Source organism: Paenibacillus sp. FSL H7-689, assembly GCF_000517905.1.
In the GTDB taxonomy this organism is placed as follows: Bacteria; Bacillota; Bacilli; order Paenibacillales; family Paenibacillaceae; genus Paenibacillus; species Paenibacillus amylolyticus.
The window spans coordinates 773,170-798,185 of sequence record NZ_ASPU01000015.1 but is presented as its reverse complement, the minus strand read 5'-3'; the positions used below and the strand labels follow the sequence as shown (position 1 = coordinate 798,185).

Below are 25,016 nucleotides of genomic sequence, written 5' to 3'. Positions count from 1 at the left end.
GGGCAACCCATATTTTGATGAAGGAAGTGCTGGTTGTATGAATAATGAACAGGTGTTGGAGCATTTAACAAGTAAGATTACTGCTCCTGATCAGGAAGTGGCGGCAGAAACCTCTGCGCACGTGGATTCGTTGACGAAGCCGCCGGGGAGTCTGGGCAAATTGGAAGAGCTGGTGATCCGCCTAGCAGGCATGACTGGCAATGCACGTCCGCGTTTTGATCACAGGGCGGTCATTGTCATGGCCGCGGATCACGGTGTAGTGGAAGAGGGCATCAGTGCTTTTCCTGCCGAAGTGACCCCGCAGATGGTCCTGAATTTCCTCGCTGGAGGTGCGGCAGTGAATGTGCTTGCCCGTCACGCCGGAGCTGGTGTGATCTGTGTGGATATCGGTGTGAATGCCGATCTTGAACATCCTGACCTGCTTTCCCGTAAAATTCGCAAAGGCACGGCCAACATGGCCCGAGGGGCAGCGATGACCCGGGATGAGGCAGTTCGGGCTATCCTTGCAGGAGCCGAAGTTGTAGCGGCAGAGGTGGCGAAGGGAACACAGCTGTTTGTCACCGGGGAGATGGGAATTGGCAACACTACTGCAAGTGCTGCGGTAATGAGCGCGTTAACCGGAGTTGCACCTGCTGCCGCCGTGGGGCGAGGAACCGGCATTGATGATGCAGGCTTGCATCGCAAGGCTGCTGTAGTCAGCCGGGCGCTTAGCGTAAACGCACCAAACCCGGAAGATGCACTGGATGTTCTGTGCAAGGTGGGTGGACTGGAGATTGCCGGACTCACAGGGGTTATTCTCGCAGCAGCTGCTCATCGTTGCCCTGTCGTTGTAGACGGGTTCATCTCTACCGCGGCAGCGCTGGTGGCGAGACAACTTGCACCTCTGAGCACAGCCTATATGATCGCTTCTCATACGTCCCACGAAAATGGACATGGAGCGCTGCTGCGTGAACTGGACCTGAAAGCGATGCTGGATCTGGACATGCGTCTGGGTGAAGGCACAGGCGGCGTGCTCAGTCTTCATCTGATTGACGCAGCCTGTCTCATTCTAAATGAGATGGCAACCTTTGCAAGCGCGGGTGTCTCGGATGGAACAAGCCCTGCTCCAGATTCCGCTGCGTCGGTTGATTCATCCCTGCAAGGAGAGAGTTCACGATGAGTGTACTGGTGACAGGCGGCGCACGCAGTGGCAAAAGCTCCTTTGCCGAGCGTCTCTGCATGCAGCGTTCCTCGGAGGCGTGGTATGTGGCGACAGCTCAGGCGTACGATGATGAAATGCGTGAGCGTATCGCGATGCATCAGCATCAGCGCGAGGCATCGGGGTATCTGTGGCATACAACAGAAGAGCCGATACATCTACCTGCTTTGATAAGCCGCATGGGTGAAGGGCATACAGGGACTTCTGCACCCACCATTCTGGTGGATTGCCTGACGCTGTGGCTGACAAATGTTTTGTTAGCGCATGAGCATGACGAGAAGCAGGTGTTACAGGGACATTTGGACGCGTTGGTTGAAGCGATTCGAACCTATCCCGGTTTGCTTGTTTTGGTTACAAATGAAGTGGGAGATGGGATCGTACCGGAATATGCCCTTGGCAGGAAATATCGGGATTTGGCCGGTGTACTGAATCAGCGTATTGCGGCGATATGCGGTGAAGTGTTTCTGGTGACCGTAGGCATTGCGATTGAACTAAAAAGCAAGGAGTACCGCTTATGAAGGATGGCACGCCTGCTCCTCAGCGCAAACATGCGGCGGCAGCCGCTTTTCAATTTTTGTCCCGTTTCCCTGTCAAAATGCAAATCGATTTTGTCCCGCCGTTGCTGCGGGAAAGTGTTGTCTTTTATCCGCTGGTCGGTGCTGCAATCGGTCTGTGTGTCTGGCTCGCGGGAGCCTTAAGCGGTGCAGTGCTTCCGGCCTTTCCGGCTGCCGTCCTGACCTTGACGTTATGGGTATGGCTTACCGGAGGGCTCCATCTTGACGGATGGATGGATACGGCGGATGGCTTGCTCAGTTATCGTACCCGTGAACGGATGCTGGAGATTATGAAGGACAGCCGTGTCGGGGCAATGGGCGTGATCGCCTGCGTGTTGCTTCTGATGATGAAGGCTGCGCTGATCGCTGATTTTATTGCCCGGGGCCACTGGGTGTACGGTGCGTTGCTGATCCTGCCCATGATCTGGAGCCGCTGGTTCATGGTGTATGCGATGTCGGCCTGGCCGAATGCGCGCGAAGATGATGGACTTGCTGTATTGTTTAAAGGTCTCGGGGAGCGGAAGGAGGTCCAGCGTGCACGAAGTTCAGCTGTGGGCCTGACCTTGGTCGCAGGGGCACTTACGTTTGCCGCGGTGTGGCTTTTCAAGCCGGATATGGGGATTGCAGATGCGATGGTGAGTGGTCTGGGAACACTGCCATGGTGGCTATACCCGGTGGCGGCAGTTATTATACTGCCTGTGGCGTGTTATTATATCGGCCGATTCGTGGCTGCCCGGATCAGTGAACGGCTCGGTGGTTTAACCGGGGATACGTATGGTGCCATGAATGAGCTGCTGGAGGCGGCTTTGTTGACCGTGCTGAGCGTGCTTCAAGGACTGTTCTGGCTTTAACTTTGAAGTAAGAAGCAGTATGGAAAGTGTTACGCATGAGGTTGGGAGCAAGGTGATCTGGATATAACACGGAGACAGGGGGAGAGAGCGTGGAAGATAGGCTATCACAACCAGCGGCGGTACTGATGCTGCAAGGAACGGCTTCCGATGTGGGCAAAAGTGTCATCACAACGGCATTGTGCCGGATTTTTAAGCAGGATGGCTTCAAGCCTGCTCCGTTCAAGTCACAGAATATGGCACTGAATTCCTATGTGACGGAAGATGGCAAGGAGATTGGTCGGGCCCAGGGGGCACAGGCCGAAGCCTGTGGTATTGAGGCGACAACCGATATGAATCCAATCCTGATCAAGCCGGTGCGGGACATGCATTCGCAGATCGTGGTACATGGTGTACCTTTTGCCCAGATGAGTGCATCGGACTACCGTCAGCATTTCCTGCCTGAAGCAAAGCAGACGGTGATGGATGCGCTGAATCGGTTGCGGGACACCTATGATGTGGTGCTGATGGAAGGAGCGGGCAGTCCGGCCGAGATCAATCTGAAGGACCGGGATATCGTCAACATGAATCTGGCAGGTTGGGCCGATTCGCCGGTGATTCTGATCTCCGATATTGATCGGGGCGGAGTGTTTGCTTCCATTGTAGGTACGCTGGAGCTGCTGGAACCCCATGAGGTGGCGCGAGTTAAAGGGTTCATTATTAACAAGTTCCGCGGTGATCTGTCCCTGTTGCAACCAGGACTCGACTGGCTCGAAGAACGGACAGGCATTCCAGTATTAGGTGTTTTGCCTTATATAAGAGATATTCAGATTGAAGCAGAGGATTCGGTGGTGCTGGACTCCATGCGTCATGGTAAATCCGGCAAAACCGAGCTGGATCTGGCGGTGATCCGATATCCGCGAATTTCCAACTTTACAGACTTTGACGCACTTTCCCGTGAACCGGATGTGAATGTACGTTACGTGACCTCACCAGAGGAATTGGGCAGTCCGGATGCCATTCTTCTACCGGGTACGAAGGATACCATAGGTGACCTGGCATTTCTGCGTGAGTCTGGGCTGGAGCAGGCAATTGCGAGCCAGACCGAGCGTGAGCATCTTCAGCTTGTAGGGATATGCGGCGGATACCAGATGCTGGGACGTCATCTGAAGGACCCGTTTGCTGTGGAGGCGAATCAGATCCAGGAAGCAAAAGGACTTGGCTGGCTCCCGCTATCGACAACGTTTCTTCAGGAAAAGCAGACCGTCAGAGCTTCCGGACGGGTGCAGCCTGATCACCCGATTCGTCTGTATGGTGAGCAAGATGTAGCAGATGCTTCATTACCCATTAACGGATATGAGATTCATATGGGCGTTACGGAGTGTCACGAGCCTGAACGTGTAACCGCGTTGTTTGAAATCTCGCATCCAGGTGGTCAACCTTTCCAAGAAGGCTGGGGCTCAGTAGATGGCAGGGTGTGGGGAACCTACCTGCATGGTTTGTTTGAAAGTGATCAATTCCGACGTTCGTGGCTGAATGCCTTGCGTGCAGGAAAGGGACTGGCTCCACTTCAGGAGACGTATAGTGCGCATGAACGTAAGGAGATGGAGTTTGATCGGGTAGCCGAATCGTTGCGTTTGGCATTGGATATGAAGCGTGTGTACGAGATTATGGGTGTTCAGGCACCCGAGTGAAACAACAATACCCCCATGTCCGACAAACCGTTCTCTAGAAACGGAATGTTAGCGACATGGGGGTATTGTATATCCTATGATTAAATGAGGTTTAAAACAGGTGATGATAGGTTAATGGTTAACCTGTTAGTTTATTTTGAAATTTTTCATAGCGGATTGCAGCTCTACAGCTTGTTCATGCAGATGACGAACTGTATTGGAATGTGAATCCATCTCGCTGAGCTGCAGATCTGCTGTTGAAGCAATCTGTAACATGCTTTCACGGGATTTGGTCGTAATCTGTGCCGTTTCTTCAACGGATGCACTCACTTCTTCAGCACCAGCAGATACTTGTTGTGTAGAAGCCGAGACGGTCTGAATGGTCAGATTCACGTTCTGAATCAATTCATTCAGTTGCTGGAAGGCTGAGCCTGCTTGTTGAACAACAGTTGTGCCTGAACCAATCTCCTGGGTTACACGGTTCATGGCATCAACCGAGCGTTCAGCATCTTCACGAATGGTACCCAGATAATCCGAAATTTCTTCGGTGGCTGTCTTGGATTGCTCGGCAAGTTTGCGAACTTCTCCAGCAACAACAGCGAATCCGCGGCCATGCTCTCCGGCACGTGCTGCTTCAATGGAGGCGTTGAGTGACAGCATGTTAATCTGTTTGGTGATTTCAAAAATGGAAGCAACAATGGTGCCGATGGCTACCGAACGTTCATTCATAGTTTCAACATATCGCAACGATTCGCTTGCTGTCTGGCCTACACGCTCCATCTGCTCAATGGCATTCTGAGCCAGTCGGTTACCGTTAACTGCCTCGTTGGCTGCTTCACCAATCTGGTCAGACACTTCAGCAGAAGAAGAAGCAATATGCATGATACCTTGCGTAATTTCTTCCATAGCTCTGGCGTTCTCGGATGCGCTTGACGCAATGCTGATGCTGCCTTTTTCTGCATCTTCTGCGGAGCGGCTGGAGTTTCGAACCATACCGGACATCGATTCAACCCGCTGAAGCAGGTCATTGGAGCCTGATACAACTTCATTGGACGTGGACAAGGCACGGCTAATCATTTCTTTCAGGTTATGCGTCATCGTCTGGAAGCTTGCGGCAAGCTGGGCAATTTCATCTTTACCTTTGATCTCTAGTTCAGCGGTCAGATCACCCTGGGATATTTGTTTGCTATGTTGGACGAGCTTGATGATTGGTTTGGTAACTCTTTTGATCATACTAGTGGAGATAAGCCAGCCGAGCACAAACACTAATACTGTAATCCCAAGGCACAACCAGAAAATCTGGGTAATCTTGTCTTGAATGAACTGGGCATCCATGCTCACAGCCATAATCATGTTACTTCCTGCAATGGGGATAAAGGCTGCTTTATGTACACCAAAGGAATCGGAGTAGACCTCACTGATTACCATTTCTTTGTTCTCAATAGCTGCATTCATTGCGGGTTCTACACTAATCTCGTCCTGGGCTTTCATGTTTGAAGAAGGGTTGGCCACAACGACTTTGGCTGAGCCATCTTGAATAGCAACGACGTAAGCCGCATCCAAATTATGTTCTTTTGCTTTATCTGCCAGGTACGATTCCACGGTCATGGCAGCACCTTCAGAACCGGCTCCGCCACTCTGTACCTGCAGGATTTTGGATGCTGAAGTATTCTTGTATATATCCTGAATGGACGTGTTTAGGACTTTGTCAAACTGCGGTAGCACGTAGCTTTGAATAATATTCATCGATACGGCGTAAAAACTAATACTGAACAACAGGGAAGCAACCAGCAGAACGAGGAACAAGGTGCCTCTGATTTTACCGGCAACGGTGCGATTACGAAACATATGATCATCCTTTCACGTCATGTTCATTAACATTGTCGCTTTTCCGTAATCCTAAGACCTATCTACCAATGAAGAAAGACCTAGATTGAACATTGAGAAAACTTGGGAATAAGCGGATATACCTATATTACAAAATTAACCGGAGGTTGAATAGAACAATTTTCACGATTTGGTGTATTTTTTTCAGAAATAGATGAATCTGTTACATGCATATTACATAATATCAATTAATACCTACCAGAATAGTTTGTTATATGTTATATTGTAAAATGTCTTTGTCGGAAGTACAAAAGATAGAAGAGAAAACCGGATATTCTCCGGTTACACACATGCCTGAGGAGGATTTAAAGAAATGGATACTTTTCTAGTCATATTGAATGTAGTGGTTATACTTGCCTTACTTGGTATCCTCTACTGGATGCAGAAAAAGCATATCTCCTTTACGAAACGCGTATTTGCGGGTCTGGGACTGGGGGTTGTTTACGGGGTTATTCTTCAAATGGTGTACACATCAGGTTCTGATGTAGTTACGAAATCAGTCGATTGGTTTAATCTGGTCGGTTCAGGATATGTTCGTTTGTTGCAAATGGTCGTGATCCCATTGATCATGGTGTCGATCATCTCAGCCATTATGAATCTGAAGGGCAAGCAAAATCTCGGCAAGATGAGTGTTTCCATTATTGCCATTCTGTTGATCACCACAGCGATTGCCGCAGGTGTCAGCATTGTAACGAGCCTTGGCTTTAACCTGACTTCCATTGAGATTCAAGGAGGAGACCGGGAGAATGCGCAGATTCAGAAGGTGGAGGAACGGCTTGTTGATGTGAAGGATCAGACCATCCCGCAGCAAGTGTTGGAATTCATTCCTTCGAATCCATTTGCAGATATGACAGGAGAACGTCGTACATCCACACTGGCGGTGGTTATCTTCTCCGCGTTTATCGGTGTAGCCGTTCTTGGACTGGATCGCAAAAAACCTCAGCAGGCGGAGACGTTCCGCGGTATGGTTAATGCGGTATATGCGGTGGTTATGCGAATTGTTACGCTGGTGCTGAGGCTTACGCCTTACGGGATTCTAGCACTGATTACAAAGGTAACGGCGACAACCAATGCGGAAGAGATATTAAAGCTCATCAAATTCGTGATTGCATCTTATATCGCGCTGGCGATCATGTTTATTATTCATCTGATCATTATCTCTCTGTCCGGCTTCAACCCGGTTACGTATTTGAAAAAGGTGCTGCCAACACTGGTATTTGCCTTTACGTCCCGTTCAAGTGCAGCGGCGATCCCGCTGAATGTGGAGACACAGACGAAGAAACTCGGCGTATCGGACGGCATTGCGAACCTGTCTGCAAGCTTTGGGGCTACGATTGGGCAAAACGGCTGCGCCGGGATCTATCCGGCCATGCTGGCGGTTATGATTGCTCCGACGGTCGGCATCGACCCGCTGAGCTGGGACTTCATTGTGACTTTGATCCTCGTAGTCATGATCAGTTCGTTTGGTGTGGCTGGCGTAGGCGGCGGGGCAACCTTCGCTTCGCTGATCGTATTGTCCACCATGAATCTGCCTGTGGCTCTGGTTGGACTGCTCATTTCCGTGGAGCCGCTGATCGACATGGGTCGTACAGCGCTTAACGTGAACGGGTCGATGACATCAGGACTCGTGACGAGCAGAATTTTGAAGGAAAACGATCGGGACACGTTTAACGATCAGAGCCGTGAGCTGGATTCTGCGGCTCAGGCTTAATACAGAATGGATTAGATAGAAGCTCACATTAAGATAGCTAGAGCTGTCTACAAATCAAGTGAGAAAAGCCGTCCTTCGGAGGAATCCGGAGGGCGGTTTTTTTGCGGCAATCAAACTATGCTGTGCACAGTGGTGAAGCAGTCTTCTTTTTCGATATACGGTGCAAGGGGAATAGAGGTAGGAAAAACTAGTATGGTCGAGAGGGAAGCGGGAGGAATATAGGAGGGGGCGTAGTCACTCAGGCAGACTTGGAGTTATTTAGTTCTGTTCATGGGACGAGAAATGTGATAGAGTATTCATGTTTTGGCCCTGAGCCAAACCGCGGTTCGTAACCATCCCGCGTAATCAAAACTAGGAAGGCAGTGTATGTATTTATGTTTAACTTAGGGTGGGGAGCAGTTTTTGTTCTCGTAACTTATGGATTTTTCCTGTTGTGTTACCGCTTGTTCGGTAAAAAAGGTCTCTATGCCTGGATTGGTGTGGCTACGGTTATAGCCAACATTCAGGTGACCAAAACGATAGATATCATGGGAATTGTACTGACGTTAGGCAACACGATGTATGTCAGCATGTACCTGACCAGTGACCTTCTTAATGAGAAATATGGACCAGGTGAGGCACGCAAAGCCGTATGGTTCGGGTTTTTCACGCTCATCATGACAACGGTTCTGATGCAGATGGTGTTGTACTTTGACCCGGCACCAACGGACTTTGCACAGGAATCTATGGCGAAGCTGTTTGGTCTGCTGCCACGTCTGGCACTCGGAAGTCTGACGGCTTACTTTATCAGTCAGTTCCTGGATGTACGATTGTACTCCTGGCTGCGCAAGGTGGCCCCAGGGCGCAATCAGTTGTGGATTCGCACCAACGGTAGTTCGATCATCAGTTCATTTGTGGATACACTGGTGTTCTGCACAATCGCGTTTGCGTTCATCTATCCTTGGGATGTTTGGCTGGAAATCTTCCTGACGACGTATATTATCAAATTTGTATTAACTGCGGTTGGAACGCCGTTTCTGTATGCTGCACGTAGCTTTAAGTTTAAGGATGAGGCTTAGACAATATTCAAAGAGTATCACTTAAAAAACCCCTCTGCGTAGTCAATTGTAATTCAGACTCTGCAAGGGTTTTTTTCATAGAAAAGACCCGAAACAAGAAAAATCCTTTTTACATTTTTATGAAAAAGTTATAATATAAACGACCTGTCGTTATAAGCGTGTATCATTAGGAACGATGATTTTCATACAAAGGGGAATCGCACATGTACTCTACACTGCGTTATACACTGGAAAGCAATGGCACAACCTACGAGAATGATAGCATTAATGCCTCGTTATTGGTGGAGTTGATCTCCAATCTGGAATTGCAGGAATTCGTAGTACTTGTACCTTCCGAGCTGGTGGAGGGAAGTATGTATATGCAGGCTGCTGCGCTTGAGGAACCAGGGCAGATGGTGGCGGAGATTCGTTTGCAGGAAGGCGAGGACGGTTTCCGACATTACAGCTGCAGAACAACAGATACGACTGGGATTATTCAATGGTTTCTGGATTACTGGGGGAAGCAACAGCTGCCACAGCTGGAGTCTTGGCAGGATATTACGCATGAGTTTGACTAATGGTAAATGAGTGAGCAGAAATAAAATTACGTAGAATGCAGACGGAGTAATTTAGGATATGCTTTGTATTAATTAAAATCCCGCAACCCATGATATTCATGGATTTGCGGGATTTTTGCGTTCGCGTGTGTACTTGCTACTTTTTCTGTATACAGGCCTGAGGCGTACGCGAAAGGAGTATATTATTTTGAAGATACAGTTCAGCACAGTTTCGTGCAGTTTAGTTCATGATGCATAATATCGGCTGAGCATTGATGTATATGGGCTGTTTTGACATAGATCCAATTGGATTAGTCGCTAAGGATTTGCAGTTCTTTTGGATATGTCGTCAGAACTTCGATACCCGTCTCGGTCACAATTACATCATCTTCGATACGGACGCCGCCTGCTGCGGTATAGATGCCCGGTTCAATCGTGAATACGGTACCTTCATTCAGGATGTCCATATTCTCTCCATGGAGAGAAGGATACTCATGTACGTCGATACCCAATCCATGGCCTACTCTATGCATAAAGCGCTCGCCGTATCCCGCTTCTTCCGTGACCTGGCGTGCTGCACGATCCACTTCGGCGCAGGTGATGCCTGGTTTCACGATTTGGATAGCAGCTTCGTTCGCTGCGAGTACAGTGTTATAGATGGTTTTGAGTTCAGGTGAGATGTCACCAAAGGCGAATGTACGTGTGATATCCGAGGCATATCCTCCAGCATAGACACCCATATCAAACATCAACAGGTCACCATGTTGCAGTTTCCGTTCACCGGGTGTACCGTGTGGCAGACCTGTTTTGGGTCCCGTGAGCACCATGGTATCAAAGGAAGGACCATCGGCACCCAGCTTTTTCATCTGATACTCCATCTCGGCGACAAGTTCGATCTCGGTTACGCCTGTGCGAACATGAGAGAGTCCTTGACGCAATGTTTCTTCAATCAGATAAATAGCGTGGCGAATGCGGGCTACCTCATCCGGTGTTTTTTTCACACGTAATGTGCGAAGCAGGGGGCCAACATCTTCAAAGCTGGCAGCACCCAGCGCGGCGGTCAGTTGTTCATAACGTGCGACCGTCACGTATTCTTTCTCGAGACCAACCCGGCCCAAGCGCCCCTGATAACGATCAAACAAAGCGTACGGATTATCCGTATCCGTGTGCGTGGCAATGTTGGATACCGAGGAAGCGGCTGCGGCAGCTTCAGCATCGAGCGCAGGTACAATCAACAGGGGCTCTTCGCCACGTGCGAGAACCAGACCTAGGAAGCGTTCATGCGGATTGCTCGCAAATCCAGTTAAATAGTAAATATGTTTTGGATCTGTGATCAGCATGGCGTCCAATCCTTGCCCGGACAGATCGGCTTCAAGACGAGATAAAGGGTTTTGATTCATAAGTGTAGTTGTCCACCTTTCCATTCATACTATCCTTCTATTATAAAAGATTATGATGGAATTCCAAACTGTGGTGATTTCATGCCTCGGAATACCTTGAATTCTCGGTTTAAGCGGCTGATGTGAAGGGTAATACAGGGCGAAACCGCTTTACAGATGAATAATAACACCTCAACTATAGAGAAAAAAACATTAACAATACGTTAAAGCATGACTTATTTATTTTATACAAAAGAACGATATACGAAGGGAGATGTAATCATGAATAATCGAGTAACCGTTCCGCTGTATGCTTCATTATTAAGTGTGGCACTGTTAACCGCGTCATGTTCTTCAGGCGAAACCTTTACGGGAGGGACAGAGCAGACGTCTCAGGGGCAAGGAACAGGTCAGGGACAGACAGCCAATGGAGGTAACACCGGAGCAAGTGGAAATGAGAGTGGAGCGCAGGGAGAGACGGTTATTCCATATCAGGCTTCCGTTCTGGTTGAAGGGCTGAATGCACCATGGGAGATTGTGAGTGTGACTGATGGTCGGATGTTTGTAACGGAACGCCCTGGTGCTATTCGGGTCATTGAGGATGGAAAACTAGCTCCTGAACCACTGATTGAATTCTCAGCCCCGTTTAATGAAGAAGGTGAAGGAGGTCTGTTGGGTCTTGCGGCTGATCCGGACTTCGAGGATAACGGTTATCTGTATGCATATCACTCCTATCTGGAAGGCGACGACATTGCCAATCGAGTGTTACGCCTCAAGGTGAATGATGGCAAAGCGGTCATAGATCAAGAGTTGCTTGGTAACATTCCAGGCGGAACCAATCATAACGGTGGGCGGATCAAAATTGGCCCGGACAAGTTGCTCTATATCACGACAGGTGAGCGCTATGAACCGGAATTGTCACAGAACGAAGATAGCCTTGGAGGTAAAATATTGCGGATAGGTCTCGACGGATCGATCCCAGCAGACAACCCATGGCCGAATTCACCTGTATACAGTATGGGACACCGCAACGCACAGGGACTGGCATGGAATCCGGACAACGGTTACCTCTATTCTACCGAACATGGTCAGCGTAATCATGATGAGATTAACCGGATTGTGGCCGGGGAGAATTATGGCTGGCCCGAGGTAGAAGGAGACGACGATGACAATGGCGCATATCAGGCTCCGCTTGCACATAGTGGGAACGATACATGGGCGCCGTCTGGTGTAGCTTTTGTAGAGGAAGGACCTTGGGCTGGATCACTGATTGCTGCAAATCTGCGTGGAGAGCAGCTGCTGAGGGTTACTCTTTCGGAAGATGGCACACAGGTGGAGAAGGTGGAACCCATCTTCGAAGATGAATGGGGCCGGATTCGCAATGTGAGTGCTGGCGAGGACGGCAAGTTGTATGTGCTTACGAACAATCGGGATGGACGGGGATCGTCACGAGATGGAGATGACAAGCTGATTGTACTAACTCCGGAGAGCTGAGTCGGGGTCAAGGGAGATAAAATCAGTGTTGCAGGACAGAGTCGAACCGGATTGGTCTCGCCGTAAGGGTGCGAATGGAGTGAGTTTAAAACGAACGGTTGCCGCTTATCTTGAGCTAAAGCCCTGAAGTGCCCTGAATCTGAATCGCTCTAAATAAAATTTTTCTAATGAACCTGACGCACCTTAAATAGAGGTTTGGTGGCGTTCGTAGAATGTAACGAACCTCATCCGCACTATATCGCCAAAATTCACTAGAAACCTGGGGAAAAACCAATGAAATGAGTAACTAAGGTGTCTGGAGTTCGTTAGAAAAACTTGATACTCAATATACTGCGTATAGAGTGTCTGAGAGTCGTTACGAAACAACACCAGTGCAGTAGAGTAGTAGAAGTGCGTGGTTAATTAATTAAAGGAGCTGTCCCCGTCAAATTCATGACTTATGGGACAGCTCCTTGATTGTAATGTATGTGTCATCCTAATCTTGAATGAGCTACAACGCACAATGCCGCACGAAGAGAAACAACGTTAACAGGATGCTTGTGTCATTCCAAAAATACTCACAAGTCCGCGTTCTTCACTATTCTGCGCTCTCCGCAAGTGTGGCAATACGCTGAGCCGGATCATTCATGTACTCTCCACCGTGATAACAGAGAACCTTATTGAGCTTAAGGTCGGTCAGTTTCTTCAGGCTTCGCAGCGCTTCAGGCATGTCCGGTGTCGCTTGTGGTGCAGGGCCAACCAGTTCATCATCGACCACACGAAGTTCATCGGCAGCGAGCAGGAACTGTTGCTCCCCGAAATACAGGCAGATATGACCTGGTGTATGTCCCGGTGTATGAATGACTTGTGTACCACCTTGAAGGGGTAACAAGTCTCCGTCCGCCAGAGTTCTGCTAATGTTCACTTCAGGCAGCTGCAAGAGCAGTTGGTCTGCCAGTGCCAAAACGGGCGCGGGCAGCAGAGCACGACGTTCAGGCGTGAATTTGATCAAAGGCTTCTCACCGGTTAGATATGGAATCTCATCGGCATGTGCCCAGATTTCCAGATCAGGGATGGCATCCAGCAGAGCACCCAAGTTACCGATATGATCGATGTCCTGATGAGTAATAATCACACGTTTGACGTCCGAGAGCTGTACGCCCTCTTGTTCCAATGCGGATTGAAGTTCAGCGAATTGTCCAATCATGCCTGTATCCACCAGGGTAACGCCATCTACATCACGAAGCATGACGGGGAATATGGGGCTGTTCCCGGAAGGTGTAGGAATCTGAAGATTTAGCACAGTAATCGAAGTTGTTGGATGGCTCATGGTTATCCGGACCGTAGTCCGGTACACCTCCTTATATTTTTTAGCGATGATTGTTGTTATTCAGGGCGATTATATTTCAAGTGTTTTCTATATTTTTTTACCGTATGGAGTAGTGCTTCGAACGTTTCTTCTTCATTACTGCCGTCCTTAACGATGGTGACAAATGAGAAATTATCATGAACAAGTTTGTTCCTCGTCTGAAACACCAGACTAAGGGCTTCAGCGAAGTTTTCTTTTTCGGGTTCCAGAGCAATGAACTCTTTACTCAGTTCGGCCTGAATAATCTCCATGTTGGAGCGTGCACGGTAGGCAGGAGTTTTCATCAGCTGAGTCGAATTAAACTTTTTCTGATATACGTCTCTGTACAGTTGATGTAACATTTGTTCAATAATGGCGCATAGTTCGATGACCAGTGAAGCATATCTTCGGTTTTTGCGTTTTCGGGTGAGCTCACGTGTTTCTTCTTTGTCCAAAATACCGTATTTTTCATACAGCGTAGAATCAACGTTCTGCAAGATTTCCTGATATTCCTGTTCGAGTAGTGCGATTTCAAGTTTGGCTTGTTTTTTAACTTTTTTAAAATCCTCTTTGGTCAGCATACTTGTCCTCCCATGGAAACCGAGATGTGATCCTATCATTATCTCATATTGTCCGTCGTCGCGCCTCTAATTTCGGAACCTCAGGTTCAGAAGGGAAGTACCTCATGTCCAATCAGACAGCAATTGTAACAGGAGCTAACTCAGGTATGGGGTTGGCAACCACCATTGAACTTGCAAGGCAAGGATATCGCGTAATTATGGCATGCCGCAGTGAGAAGCGCGGACAGGAGGCTCTTCAGGAAGCTGTGCGTCAGTCCGGTTCTTCTGCGATTGAATTGATGCTGTGTGACCTGGGTTCACTCGAAAGTATACGCCAGTTTGCCGGCACATTCCGCGAGCGTCATGATCACCTTGACGTTCTAGTTAATAATGCGGGGGTAGTGATGGTTAAGCGGAAGGAAACCTCAGACGGGTTCGAACAAAGTATCGGTATTAACCATCTGGGGCATTTCCTGCTGACCTTACTTTTGATAGAACCTCTGAAAGCTGCGAAGCAGGGACGGGTTGTGAACGTTTCGTCAGGTGCTTATAAGGCCGGCAAAATCCACTTCGAAGATCCACATCTGCACAAAGGTTATAATCCGATCAAAAGTTATGCTCAATCCAAATTGGCTAACGTGCTGTTCACTCGTGCACTGGCTCGCAAACTGTCAGGTACGTCTGTCACAGTGAACTGTCTACACCCTGGTGCGGTGGGAACGAGTATTGGCGTAGATCGCAATACCGGATTTGGCACACGCATTATGGCGTTTGCAGGTAAACTTCCATTCTTTCTGTCCCCTGAAGAAGGGGCGCGAACGGCTGTTTATCTGGCCACAAGCCCTGAAGTTGTCGGCATCACCGGGCGTTACTTCTATCAACAGAAAGAGCAGCAGCTGAAGAAACATGCCGTTGATGATGCTTCAGCTGAGCGTTTCTGGACATGGAGCGAAGAACAGGTGGGGCTAAAGCCTGACGAGAAGTTGTGATGCGGATGTGATTCAGACTTTTGCCTTCACAGCTTGTTGGATCATTTCAATAACAGCTTCAATACGTTGGATGCCTTGATCTCCCTGACCGTATGCACGGACAGAGGCGGATGAGGCATTTTTCTCATTCTCACCAAGTACGAGCGAATAAGGCACTTTTTCCATCTGGGCTTCACGGATTTTGTACCCGAGCTTCTCGCTACGCAGATCTGTTTCTACCCGAATGCCCGCAGCCCGGAGTTGGCTCTGTACTTGGAGCGCATAGTCTGCGTAATGATCTGACACAGGTAGCAGCTTCACTTGCACGGGGGCGAGCCAGAGTGGGAACGCTCCTGCATAGTGTTCAGTCAGGATGCCGATGAAACGATCAATGGAGCCGTAGATGGCACGGTGGATCACGACCGGACGGTGTTTCAGGCTATCCTCGCCAATGTAAGTGAGGTCGAACTTCTCCGGCATTTGAAAATCAAGCTGGATTGTTCCGCACTGCCAGCTGCGCTTCAACGCATCGAGGATATGAAAGTCAATTTTCGGTCCATAAAAGGCACCGTCTCCTTCGTTAATGCGATACTCCACGCCCCGGCGATCTAGTACATTTTGCAATGCACGTTCCGCCTGATCCCACAGTTCTTCCGATCCCATGGAGTCTTCTGGACGAGTGGACAATTCAATCTTATATTCGAATCCAAAGATATCGTACATACGCCCGATCAGTGAGATTGCCTGATTGATCTCGTCCTCGATCTGCTCTGGCATGACGTAGAGATGGGCATCATCCTGGCAGAATGTCCGCACACGCATCATGCCGTTCAGGGCACCTGAGAATTCATGACGGTGAACCTGACCAAATTCCATCATGCGAATCGGTAATTCGCGATAGGAATGAAGTGTATTTTTGAAGATCAGCATGTGTCCAGGACAGTTCATCGGTTTCAGTGCAAAAGTGGCATCGTCCACTTCCGAGAAATACATGTTGTCCTTGTAATGCTCCCAGTGACCGGATTGCTCCCACAGCCGATTGTTCATCATGAGAGGAGTCCGAACTTCCTGATACCCTTCCTGTAATTGCAACTCACGGGAGAACTGCTCCAGTTCAGTGCGAACAGTCATGCCTTTAGGCAGATAAAAGGGCATGCCGGGCGCTTCTTCGGAGAACATGAACAGTTCAAGCTCTTTGCCAAGTTTACGGTGATCCCGTTTCTTCGCTTCTTCGAGCATGTGCAGGTGTTCATCCAGTTGGGCTTTGTTCGGGAAAGCAGTGCCGTAGATGCGTTGCAGCATCTTATTATCCGAGTTACCCCGCCAGTACGCACCAGCCACATTCAACAGCTTGAACGCTTTGATCCGACCAGTGGATGGAAGATGGGGACCGCGACACAGATCGAAGAACTCTCCTTGATCATAGATTGAAAGTTCGGCATCCTCTGGCAAATCCTGAATGAGTTCAAGCTTGTAGGGGTCCTGGATCTCTCCGAAGATACGGAGGGCTTCCTCCCGGTTAACGACCCGGCGACTAATCTTATGATTTTCCTGAATGATTTTGTTCATTTCCCGCTCGATGGCAGCCAGATCACTGATGGACAAGGCATGCTCCAGATCAACATCGTAATAGAATCCATCTTCAATGACTGGGCCGATACCCAGTTTCACTTGTTCTGCACCGTAGATGCGTTTGAGTGCCTGTGCGAGCACATGTGCTGCGCTGTGACGATAACGATACAGACCTTCCGCACTTTCTAAAGTAACGATAACAAGTTCGCAATCTTGCTTGAGCACCCAGTCGAGATCGACATTTTGACCATCTACAATACCGCCAATGGCTTGTTTTCCAAGACTTGTGCTGATGGATGAGGCAACCGCACCTACAGTGATGCCTGCTTCGTAAGAACGTACCGCACCACCTTGCAGACGGACCTCAATGGAATGACTTAATTGTTGCAGATCATTGGCTTGGCTGTTTAATTCGTTACCTGATTTGTTGCTTGCTGAGTTACTGTTTTCTTGTTTGCTCATGTGAACCACTCTCCATTTCTTAAAATGAAAGCGCAAAAAACACCCGTCCCGGAAAAGGGACGAGTGCGCTTGGCTCGTGGTTCCACCCTAATTTTGGTTATGGTGCACCCTGCTCTCGGCCAGCCGCCGGAACAGAAAACATCATAACCCTCATTGGAATCCGTTATCGGGGATCAGGCGGTGAACTCTACTGGCAGCATGCCAAACATCCGAGGGGAGTTCGAAATGCTGAGGTTCGAGGTCACGGCTGCAGAGGGGTAATTCCGGTCCGTTCGCTGAAGAAGGTTTCACCAATCCCCTCTCTCTCTGGGCAGCACGCAAACGAAATCATGTCTCTGGTCATCGCCAAATATGTTAGATCAACTCATTCAAATTATTCTGAAATGTGTTGCATTCAATATTAATATATTGGAACAGGTGTTATTGAGTGTCGATTATATAGACTGAAAATGGAAAGGTCAAGCGGAACATTTTAATTGGTTTCGGACGGCCCATCCCATATTAAGCGAATGATCGTTCCTTCACCAGGGGTGGACTGTACCTCAATACGACCATTCATGGCTTCGATCAAACCTTTGGTTACCGCCATGCCCAGCCCTGATCCAACGTCAGATGTACCTGTATCTGTACCGCGATAGTATCGTTCAAATAACTTCCATACCATCTCGGAGTCCATGCCTCTTCCGTTATCGGCAAACTGAATGCTGAATTCATCTGATTGCTTACCAGAATGCACACTGACAACCAGGATGGACTCGGGCGGATTATGAAGAAGGGCATTGGCGGTCAGATTATCCACAATTCGTTCAAACGACGGAATATGGACAAGTCCATACACAGGCACTTCGGAAGGTTGAAATTGGATGCGACCTTCCCCATATGCCGGATTCCGTTCTGCGCGCTGGATCAGATCACGGAGTAATGTATTTACGTCAGTCTCTTCCACTACAGGTTGATATCCACCACTGCGTAATCGATAGGTCATGGCAAGGTCGTTGACAAGCCTGTCCATATACATGGACTTATCGAGCATTATGCCTGCGAATTCCCTGACTTCCTCCGCGGTCCAGCTATACTTATCCGCCTCAAGCATATGAGCATATCCCTGAATGGAGGAGAGGGGTGTCTTCAGGTCATGTGTTATGCCAGCAATCCACTCCTCCCGCAGAGAATCGGTCTGTTTCCGAAGTTCTTCATCTTGCTTCAAAGTGTGAGACAGGGCCTGCATGGAGCGAAGCACTTCAGCATACACGTTGTATTTTCGCTTCCACTTTCCGTTACGACGCTGACTGCGAGGCACTCCAAAGGCTCCGGTAGGTTCCTCGTAATGTCCTCGTTCCAGACGCTGTAACCATTGGAGCATATGCAGCATGGGTGAACCGAATCGGTTGGCATACCAGAAGGCAAGCAAAATGAGCAGAATGATGATGGATACAATCAATACGACCAATGCCGGTTCCAGAATAAAATTGTAGGGGTTCTGATCACTGTTCACCGCCGGATCAACAGGGATGCTAATCAGCCAAGTGGTTTCACTCTGTTCGTCGTACCACGTTGCAACAGACAGGCCGGATCGACTCGGATAGCGAACTTGCAGAACGAGTTCCTGAATGGTGTATTCGGTCGGTACGCCCATGGCTGGTTTGTTGAAGGAAGAAATTTCACGTCCTGACGGGTCCAATATTTGAAGATAAGCATTGGCAGTACGAAGGGCTTCCTGTTGGTTGGGCTGAAGATTAAGCTTCCCGTTGGTAAAAGCAAGATTTGAACGAATGTTATTCATTAAGGACTTGGCCGGGTTACGCTCACCATATAACAAGGTAAAATCCTTTCCGTTCTTCTCCCGGATCAGCATGGCGATCTGATAAGGGAACGGCTTCTGGCTTTCCCAGTATGCAATCAATTCCCCCGGTTTATAGTGAGTAGGAACATCGGCAGGTGTGTGATATTCATCAATGGCGTAACCTTGTTCATCCAGAACCTGGAGCCAGCCTTGATTTTTGTCCACTTGCTTCAGCAATTCGGGGTCATATCGGATGGTGTCATCCGGCATGATCTCTGCTGTACTAATCAATTGGTCCAGACCGTTAAGAGCAAAATCATCGATCAGATTCACTTCATTTACCTTTTGCACGACCCAGTAAGTGGCTACAGAACCAAGCAGGATGATAAGAACGACTGCACCGGCAAGCATCCCGATAAACCGGGTCATTAACCTGCGACGAATACTCATGGGCGTGACACATGTTCCGGCTGAATCAGTTTGTACCCCAGACCCCGGACGTTAACAAGAAACACCGGATTGGAAGGATCGGCTTCAATGCGCTCCCGAATGCGGTGAATATGAACCATCACGGTATTGTCATCACTAATGGCTTCCGAGCCCCAGACCCGCTCATATAGATCTGATTTGGTGAAAATTCGATTGGGATGTTTGCAGAAAAAGAGTAACAGTTGGAACACAAGTGCCGGACAAGATACGGACTCACCTTCAATACGAAGTTCACCAGCCCACTCCAGCACTTGAAACCGTCCAAAGTCGTACACGCCTTCCGATGTGCTGGGAGATGACGTATTTACGTTAGATGGGACATGATCCGAGATCGCTGCGCTTTTAGATGGTAAATAACGCTTCAGTAATGATTTAATTCGAGCAACGACTTCCAGCGGATTAAAGGGTTTGGCGACATAATCGTCACCACCAACGGCGAATCCGGTTAATTTGTCATAATCGGTTGTTTTGGCCGTTAGAAACAGGATGGGCGCATCGGTGACCTGCCGTAGAAAAGGACAGATTTCCAGTCCACTTTTGCCAGGAAGCATGATGTCGAGCACGATGCAATGATACGTCTTGTTGTTACATGCCTCGATGGCAGCTTCGCCTGTTGTAACGGTATCAATATCGAGAAACTGCTCTTTGAGCAGAACGGTTTTGAGCATATGCAGAATAGCCTGTTCATCATCCACAAGCAGTAATGAGACGTTATCCATAGTTTAAAAATGACCTCCTGATCCTTCCGTTGTGTGTATTGCTAATCATACCATCCAAGAAGGCTGTATAGCGTACGAGCTATCTTAACGGAATCTTAATTATACAACCTCAAAAGGCGTTGCAAGTTTAACTACATGTAAGATGGGGTTAGACGAAGGATAAGACTCATTCTGTACACTTAACTGGAAAGTATAACGATTAACAGAAGGGATGTTGAGAATGAACAGAGAAGGTCATCTGAAATCAGAACAAAATACACATTCAAAATTACAGAATAAAAAGGGCTGGAAGGTGCTTGCGATTACCCTTGGAGCTTGCGTGATATTGTCTGCTTGCGGCAACAGTAACTCCATTACTTCCGACCAGGCGGAGCAGCAGTCAGCCGAACAGGCGTCCAATAATGAAGCGAGCGAGAACTCCAATCAGGAGCAGAACTCAAGTTCAGAGGTGAGCGCGGTGGTTACACCGGACAATTTCATAGATACGCTGATGAACGGTTCAAAGGATGCAATCTATAATCAATTCTCTCCCGAATTGAAGGGGACGTTAACGCTTGAACAGTTCAAAACGACGGCCGATCCTTTTTTGGTGGGTGTTGAATCATGGGAGCAAGTGGTAGACGCCAAAATGAATCAAATATCTGAGGTGGCCTGGAAGGATCAGACTGGGACGAAAGGAATTCGAGCCTATTTTTCCGAAGAAAATCAAATTGAAGGTCTCTCGATCCAACCGCTGCAAGCTCATGAGGACACGGATGCCAAATTCACCAAAACGGAATTTCAATTGCCGATGAAGGGGGAATGGTACGTATTCTGGGGAGGCAATGATGCCTTGTCGAACTATCATTATGAGCATGAAACCCAGCGGTATGCGCTGGATATCGTTCGGACCAAAGAACAATCCAGTTATCAAGGTGATGCAACGGCAAACGAAAACTACTATGCTTTTGGTGAACCACTTTATGCAGCTGCCGATGGTATTGTCGTCGAGATCAAGAACGATATACCGGACAATGTGCCGGGTGTCATGAATCCGGAAGAACCGGCTGGTAACTATGTGGTAATCGACCATGGCAACAGTGAATACAGCATCACCGGGCACATCAAGAAAGGCAGTGTTTCGGTCAAAAAAGGAGATAAGCTCAAGCAGGGGGACCCTATCGGTGAGCTTGGTAATTCGGGAAATTCCAGTGAAGCTCATCTGCATTTCCAGGTATCGGATGGCCCGGATCTGTTCACATCTCGCTCAATTAACATTCGTTGGGCAGACCAGAGTCAGCAGTTCACTCGTGGTAACACAATACAGGGAATGCCAGAGTAATGCTATATATAAGTTAAAGCATTGAATTTACACTGGACTACTACGCGGTCAGAACCATCTTCCGATCGCTGTTATCCCCAGATTTTATTGATTCCCTTATATAAAGGGGCAAATCCGGGGATAAAGGCGCAGTGTATGCTTCCGAAGTAGCTTTCTTGCAGAAAGCTTTTAGCTTCGCTTCTTCTGATTGGTTCTGTCCTCTCCGTTGTCGTGTAAATGTTTACTTAAACATTTACAGATTTCTCTGTCAGAATGTTAGGGATGACGAAGACTTCTCTTCTCCGTTATAATATCTTCTATAATTAGAGGTTTGATCTGGAATGATGGAGGAATAGCGATGAAACTGGAAGATGTGCAGATTGAATATGCGCGCCTGGAGGACTTGCCGAGGATTGTGGAGATTTATAATTCTACTATTGAGGGCCGTATGGCAACAGCGGATTTGGAGCCAGTGACGGTGGAGCAACGGTTGCCTTGGTTCGAAGAACATACACCGGAACATCGTCCACTTTGGGTGATGAAGCAGGCAGGACAGGTGGTAGCTTGGGCAAGTCTCAGCTCGTTCTATGGACGCCCTGCGTATAATGGAACGGTGGAAGTCAGTGTATACGTGGATCAGCAATGCCGCGGAATTGGGGCTGGTGGACGTTTGCTCGAAACGGTATTTGCAGCATGTCCTGCACTTGGAATTAAGACCATTCTTGGATTTGTCTTCGGGCATAACGAACCGAGTCTGGGGTTATTGCGCAAGCATGGTTTTGAACAATGGGGTTATTATCCCGAAGTGGCCGTGTTGGATGGTGTGAATAGAGATCTGGCGATTTTGGGCAAAAAAATATAAGTGTCGTTCTTATTCGTAACATAAGAACACTGAAAACCTCCAACCTAAATTAATAGGATTGGAGGTTTTTTTGTCGTACATGTATATTCTTTGCTATGTGAAAGTATAGGTTGGGCTTACACGCCAAGCTGCTGTTTAATCTCTTGGATCTGTTCCAGATGACGTTCCTCATGATAACTTGTAAAGTCAATCCATTGGGTAAGATCCATCTCACCAAATACGGGATGAGGAAAGGACTTGCTGCGCAGCAGGTCAGGATCATGATCCAATGCAAAGTTGTTTAACGCTTGGTGAGATTCGTCCAGATCACTGCGTACGTCTGCGAGTGCTTCAGGCGCTGCTGGAGGCTGAAGATGGGGTGGTGCCTCGACGGAGCGGCTGCGGTCCAATGATAGTTCATATGGTTTTTTGTCCACAGACACCGTCTGTTCCTTCTCGAGGGCCAGGCGGGCTTGTTTTCCAATTACATTTTCCATCAGATTCAGATGTCGTAGTACTTGCATAATACTCCATTGTTGGGGTGAAGGTTTTCGGTTCAATTGTTCTTCTTCGAGTCCAGAGACTGCTTCCCAGATTTGGTTGCGTATATCGTCATTACGAGTAAACATCGTACAATCCTCTCCTTATATATAGGTTCTATGATGCGGGTAGTCTGTGTATGTTCATTACCCCAAATGTGGATGCTTATTCTATAAGCATTGAGATTGGAAAGAGTGAATGCGAACCTAGGCAACATTATCCTTTGTTAGATGTAATTTGTGCCAAATAAAAAAAGCCGTTCTCCATGAACGGTTCATTTAAATCCATTCCAAGTCCAAAAAAAGATTGACGGGCAGACCCCGGCAAACTATAATCGGTACAAGTAACTTGATATGTAAGGAGTCCTGACATGATATGTTAGTGATCGACGAGGTGTATCACCATACAGCATTGCAAATATCATCGTCCGATTTATTGTACCTTATCGAACGGCTGAAGGTCAAAAAAGAAAATGAGATCCAAACGCTCAAGCAGAAGATCGAACAGTTCGAACAAAAGCGTCGAGCGGAAGAGGTTGCTTATCAATCGTTGTCGCCCGTACGCAAATGGTTCGCGGGCCGCCCCGCATCCCATCATCAGGCGGTGGAGTATATGGTGCAGGTGAAGGAACGTTTTCGCAAGATGGAACAGATTCGCAGACGCATACGTGAATTAGATCAGATCGCAGAACGAATTAAGCATCCGGACAGCATTGAGCGGGACGAGATTGAGCTTGCGCCCGATACAATCCGTGAGCTCAGACAGCTTAGTGAAACGGAGGATGTACAAGCATGACTTTGGAAACGTTAAGCACCGGGATTGATACGGTCTGGGTCGTACTGAGTGCAGCGATGATTTTATTGATGGAGGGTGGATTCGCCCTGCTCGAGGCTGGCTTTGTGCGTTATAAAAATAGTGTGAACATTATTATGAAGGTATTTGCTGACATTACGATTGGGACGTTACTGTTCTATGCGATCGGTTTTGGACTGATGTATGGTTCGGACGTTGGTGGTTTTGCGGGAGTAACGGGATTTTTCCTGAATGGGGATTTGTCTCACCTGGACGTACCGGTATCTCTGGAGACATTCTGGTTGTTCCAGGCGGCCTTTACCATTGCCGTTATTTCCATCGTTTCAGGAGCGGTAGCCGAGCGCATCAACTTCCGTGCCTACCTGTTGTATATCATATTGATGACGGCGATCATTTATCCGATTGGTGGACACTGGGCATGGGGCGGCGGCTGGCTTAGTCAGCTGGGGATGCAGGACTTTGCCGGTTCGGCTGTCATCCATGCGCTCGGCGGATTCTCAGCACTGGCTGCTGCGATTATCATTGGCCCACGTAAAGGGAAGTACACGCCACTTGGCGTAAGTGCCATTGCACTCCCAAGCAATCTGCCACTGGCATCTGTAGGTGCATTTCTGTTATGGTTCGGTTGGTTTGGCTTTAATGCTGGTAGTACACTCAGCGCGACGGATGTAAGAATTGGTCACATTGCGATTGTCACGATGTTATCTGCGGCTTCGGGTGGTGCGGTTACGTTGCTGTATACGTTATTCCGCTTCAATCGTTCAGATGCACCCTCGGTCATTAACGGTTCGCTTGCGGGACTGGTCGGTATTACGGCAGGCTGTGCTTTTGTTGGTGATGTAGCAGCGATATTCATTGGGGCAGTATCTGGCTTGTTGATGATGGCTGCCACTAACTGGCTGGACCGTCGGCAGATTGATGATCCGGTTGGTGCTTTCCCGGTGCATGCCGCATCAGGAATGTGGGGCACGATTGCTGTAGGTCTGTTTGCCACGGATGGTGGATTATTTATGGGCGGCGGCTGGAGGTTGCTGGGTGTTCAGGCACTTGGCCTTACAGCCTTGGTCATCTGGGGATTCGCCATGACCTGGATCGGGTTAAAGTTGATTGGCAAAATTGTGCCTGTACGTTCGACAGAAGAAGAGGAAGATCTCGGTCTCGATATCAGCTATCATGGTGTGATGGCAGCCCATCAGGCCCATGAATTCCTGGACGGTGAGGAGCATATGCGTGCTTACCAAGAAAAGTCTTCTGATCCAAATCGTTAAATGGAATATAGGATAAAGAAGTAGACTGACAGGGGATGTCAGTCTCTTTTTTTGCTA

General features: G+C 48.4%; 21 protein-coding genes. 13 read left to right on the top strand and 8 right to left on the bottom strand.

The features are described from left to right. The first annotated feature begins 37 nt into the window (after positions 1-37). From cobT to C170_RS14655, 4 genes are all read left to right on the top strand, one after another. Complete coding sequence (cobT, locus tag C170_RS14670) at positions 38-1,159, top strand: nicotinate-nucleotide--dimethylbenzimidazole phosphoribosyltransferase (protein ID WP_051447204.1); 1,122 nt, start codon at positions 38-40, stop codon at positions 1,157-1,159. Next, positions 1,156-1,716, top strand: coding sequence for a bifunctional adenosylcobinamide kinase/adenosylcobinamide-phosphate guanylyltransferase (gene cobU / locus C170_RS14665; RefSeq protein WP_036610730.1), 561 nt, complete (start codon positions 1,156-1,158; stop codon positions 1,714-1,716). Before cobT ends, cobU begins: the two co-directional genes overlap by 4 nt. After that, positions 1,713-2,603, top strand: a complete 891-nt coding sequence (cobS, locus tag C170_RS14660; RefSeq protein ID WP_036610726.1) for an adenosylcobinamide-GDP ribazoletransferase — start codon at positions 1,713-1,715, stop codon at positions 2,601-2,603. Before cobU ends, cobS begins: the two co-directional genes overlap by 4 nt. Before the next feature lie 125 nt (positions 2,604-2,728). Continuing rightward, the gene (locus C170_RS14655; RefSeq protein WP_051447203.1) at positions 2,729-4,273 is read left to right on the top strand and encodes a cobyric acid synthase; all 1,545 of its coding nucleotides are present in this window, start codon (positions 2,729-2,731) and stop codon (positions 4,271-4,273) included. A 126-nt stretch (positions 4,274-4,399) separates the two neighbouring features. On the opposite strand, the gene C170_RS14650 is transcribed toward C170_RS14655, so the two are convergent. Beyond that, positions 4,400-6,100 (bottom strand): methyl-accepting chemotaxis protein, encoded by a 1,701-nt coding sequence (locus C170_RS14650; RefSeq protein WP_036610720.1) that lies wholly within the window; start codon positions 6,098-6,100, stop codon positions 4,400-4,402. Positions 6,101-6,452: 352 nt separating this feature from the next. Between C170_RS14650 and C170_RS14645 the strand changes: the two genes are divergently transcribed. The 3 genes from C170_RS14645 (at position 6,453) to C170_RS14635 (ending at position 9,465) form a co-directional block, all read left to right on the top strand. Further along, positions 6,453-7,850, top strand: a complete 1,398-nt coding sequence (locus C170_RS14645) for an L-cystine transporter (protein WP_036610718.1) — start codon at positions 6,453-6,455, stop codon at positions 7,848-7,850. Positions 7,851-8,224: 374 nt separating this feature from the next. Continuing rightward, on the top strand, positions 8,225-8,908 hold the full coding sequence (locus C170_RS14640) for a queuosine precursor transporter (RefSeq protein ID WP_036610716.1): 684 nt from the start codon (positions 8,225-8,227) through the stop codon (positions 8,906-8,908). A gap of 203 nt (positions 8,909-9,111) precedes the next feature. Continuing rightward, positions 9,112-9,465, top strand: a complete 354-nt coding sequence (locus C170_RS14635) for a hypothetical protein (protein ID WP_036610715.1) — start codon at positions 9,112-9,114, stop codon at positions 9,463-9,465. 290 nt (positions 9,466-9,755) lie between these two features. On the opposite strand, the gene C170_RS14630 is transcribed toward C170_RS14635, so the two are convergent. Next, positions 9,756-10,844, bottom strand: coding sequence for a M24 family metallopeptidase (locus C170_RS14630; protein ID WP_036610714.1), 1,089 nt, complete (start codon positions 10,842-10,844; stop codon positions 9,756-9,758). Positions 10,845-11,105: 261 nt separating this feature from the next. On the opposite strand from C170_RS14630, the gene C170_RS14625 reads away from it, so the two are divergent. Beyond that, positions 11,106-12,317 carry a PQQ-dependent sugar dehydrogenase gene (locus tag C170_RS14625; RefSeq protein WP_036610713.1) on the top strand — a complete coding sequence of 404 codons (1,212 nt, stop codon included), beginning with the start codon at positions 11,106-11,108 and terminating at the stop codon, positions 12,315-12,317. Positions 12,318-12,894: 577 nt separating this feature from the next. On the opposite strand, the gene C170_RS14620 is transcribed toward C170_RS14625, so the two are convergent. Both C170_RS14620 and C170_RS14615 read right to left on the bottom strand, forming a co-directional pair. Then, positions 12,895-13,626 carry an MBL fold metallo-hydrolase gene (locus C170_RS14620; protein WP_051447176.1) on the bottom strand — a complete coding sequence of 244 codons (732 nt, stop codon included), beginning with the start codon at positions 13,624-13,626 and terminating at the stop codon, positions 12,895-12,897. A gap of 56 nt (positions 13,627-13,682) precedes the next feature. Continuing rightward, complete coding sequence (locus tag C170_RS14615) at positions 13,683-14,225, bottom strand: hypothetical protein (protein WP_036610708.1); 543 nt, start codon at positions 14,223-14,225, stop codon at positions 13,683-13,685. A gap of 104 nt (positions 14,226-14,329) precedes the next feature. Here C170_RS14615 and C170_RS14610 point away from each other — a divergent pair, with 104 nt between their 5' ends. Then, positions 14,330-15,193, top strand: a complete 864-nt coding sequence (locus tag C170_RS14610; RefSeq protein WP_036610707.1) for an SDR family oxidoreductase — start codon at positions 14,330-14,332, stop codon at positions 15,191-15,193. Between the two features lie 12 nt (positions 15,194-15,205). Here the strand turns inward: C170_RS14610 and thrS are convergent, their stop codons facing one another. The 3 genes from thrS to C170_RS14595 all read right to left on the bottom strand — a co-directional run bounded on the left by thrS (position 15,206) and on the right by C170_RS14595 (position 20,197). Then, on the bottom strand, positions 15,206-17,206 hold the full coding sequence (gene thrS, locus C170_RS14605; RefSeq protein WP_235200766.1) for a threonine--tRNA ligase: 2,001 nt from the start codon (positions 17,204-17,206) through the stop codon (positions 15,206-15,208). Positions 17,207-17,678: 472 nt separating this feature from the next. Next, positions 17,679-19,439 carry a sensor histidine kinase gene (locus tag C170_RS14600; protein WP_036610706.1) on the bottom strand — a complete coding sequence of 587 codons (1,761 nt, stop codon included), beginning with the start codon at positions 19,437-19,439 and terminating at the stop codon, positions 17,679-17,681. After that, positions 19,436-20,197 (bottom strand): response regulator transcription factor, encoded by a 762-nt coding sequence (locus C170_RS14595; RefSeq protein WP_036610705.1) that lies wholly within the window; start codon positions 20,195-20,197, stop codon positions 19,436-19,438. The genes C170_RS14600 and C170_RS14595 overlap by 4 nt, the downstream gene beginning before the upstream one ends. A 220-nt stretch (positions 20,198-20,417) precedes the next feature. On the opposite strand from C170_RS14595, the gene C170_RS14590 reads away from it, so the two are divergent. Then, positions 20,418-21,518: a peptidoglycan DD-metalloendopeptidase family protein gene (locus C170_RS14590; RefSeq protein WP_051447175.1), complete on the top strand. Its 1,101-nt coding sequence runs from the start codon at positions 20,418-20,420 to the stop codon at positions 21,516-21,518. A gap of 337 nt (positions 21,519-21,855) precedes the next feature. Then, a complete protein-coding gene (locus tag C170_RS14585) occupies positions 21,856-22,359 on the top strand; it encodes a GNAT family N-acetyltransferase (RefSeq protein WP_036610704.1) in 504 nt (167 codons plus the stop codon). Positions 22,360-22,475: 116 nt separating this feature from the next. Here the strand turns inward: C170_RS14585 and C170_RS14580 are convergent, their stop codons facing one another. Further along, the gene (locus C170_RS14580) at positions 22,476-22,967 is read right to left on the bottom strand and encodes a DinB family protein (RefSeq protein WP_036610702.1); all 492 of its coding nucleotides are present in this window, start codon (positions 22,965-22,967) and stop codon (positions 22,476-22,478) included. Positions 22,968-23,253: 286 nt separating this feature from the next. Here C170_RS14580 and C170_RS14575 point away from each other — a divergent pair, with 286 nt between their 5' ends. Then, complete coding sequence (locus C170_RS14575) at positions 23,254-23,673, top strand: hypothetical protein (protein ID WP_036610699.1); 420 nt, start codon at positions 23,254-23,256, stop codon at positions 23,671-23,673. Then, positions 23,670-24,959 carry an ammonium transporter gene (locus C170_RS14570; protein WP_036610695.1) on the top strand — a complete coding sequence of 430 codons (1,290 nt, stop codon included), beginning with the start codon at positions 23,670-23,672 and terminating at the stop codon, positions 24,957-24,959. Before C170_RS14575 ends, C170_RS14570 begins: the two co-directional genes overlap by 4 nt. The last annotated feature ends 57 nt before the right edge of the window (positions 24,960-25,016 follow it).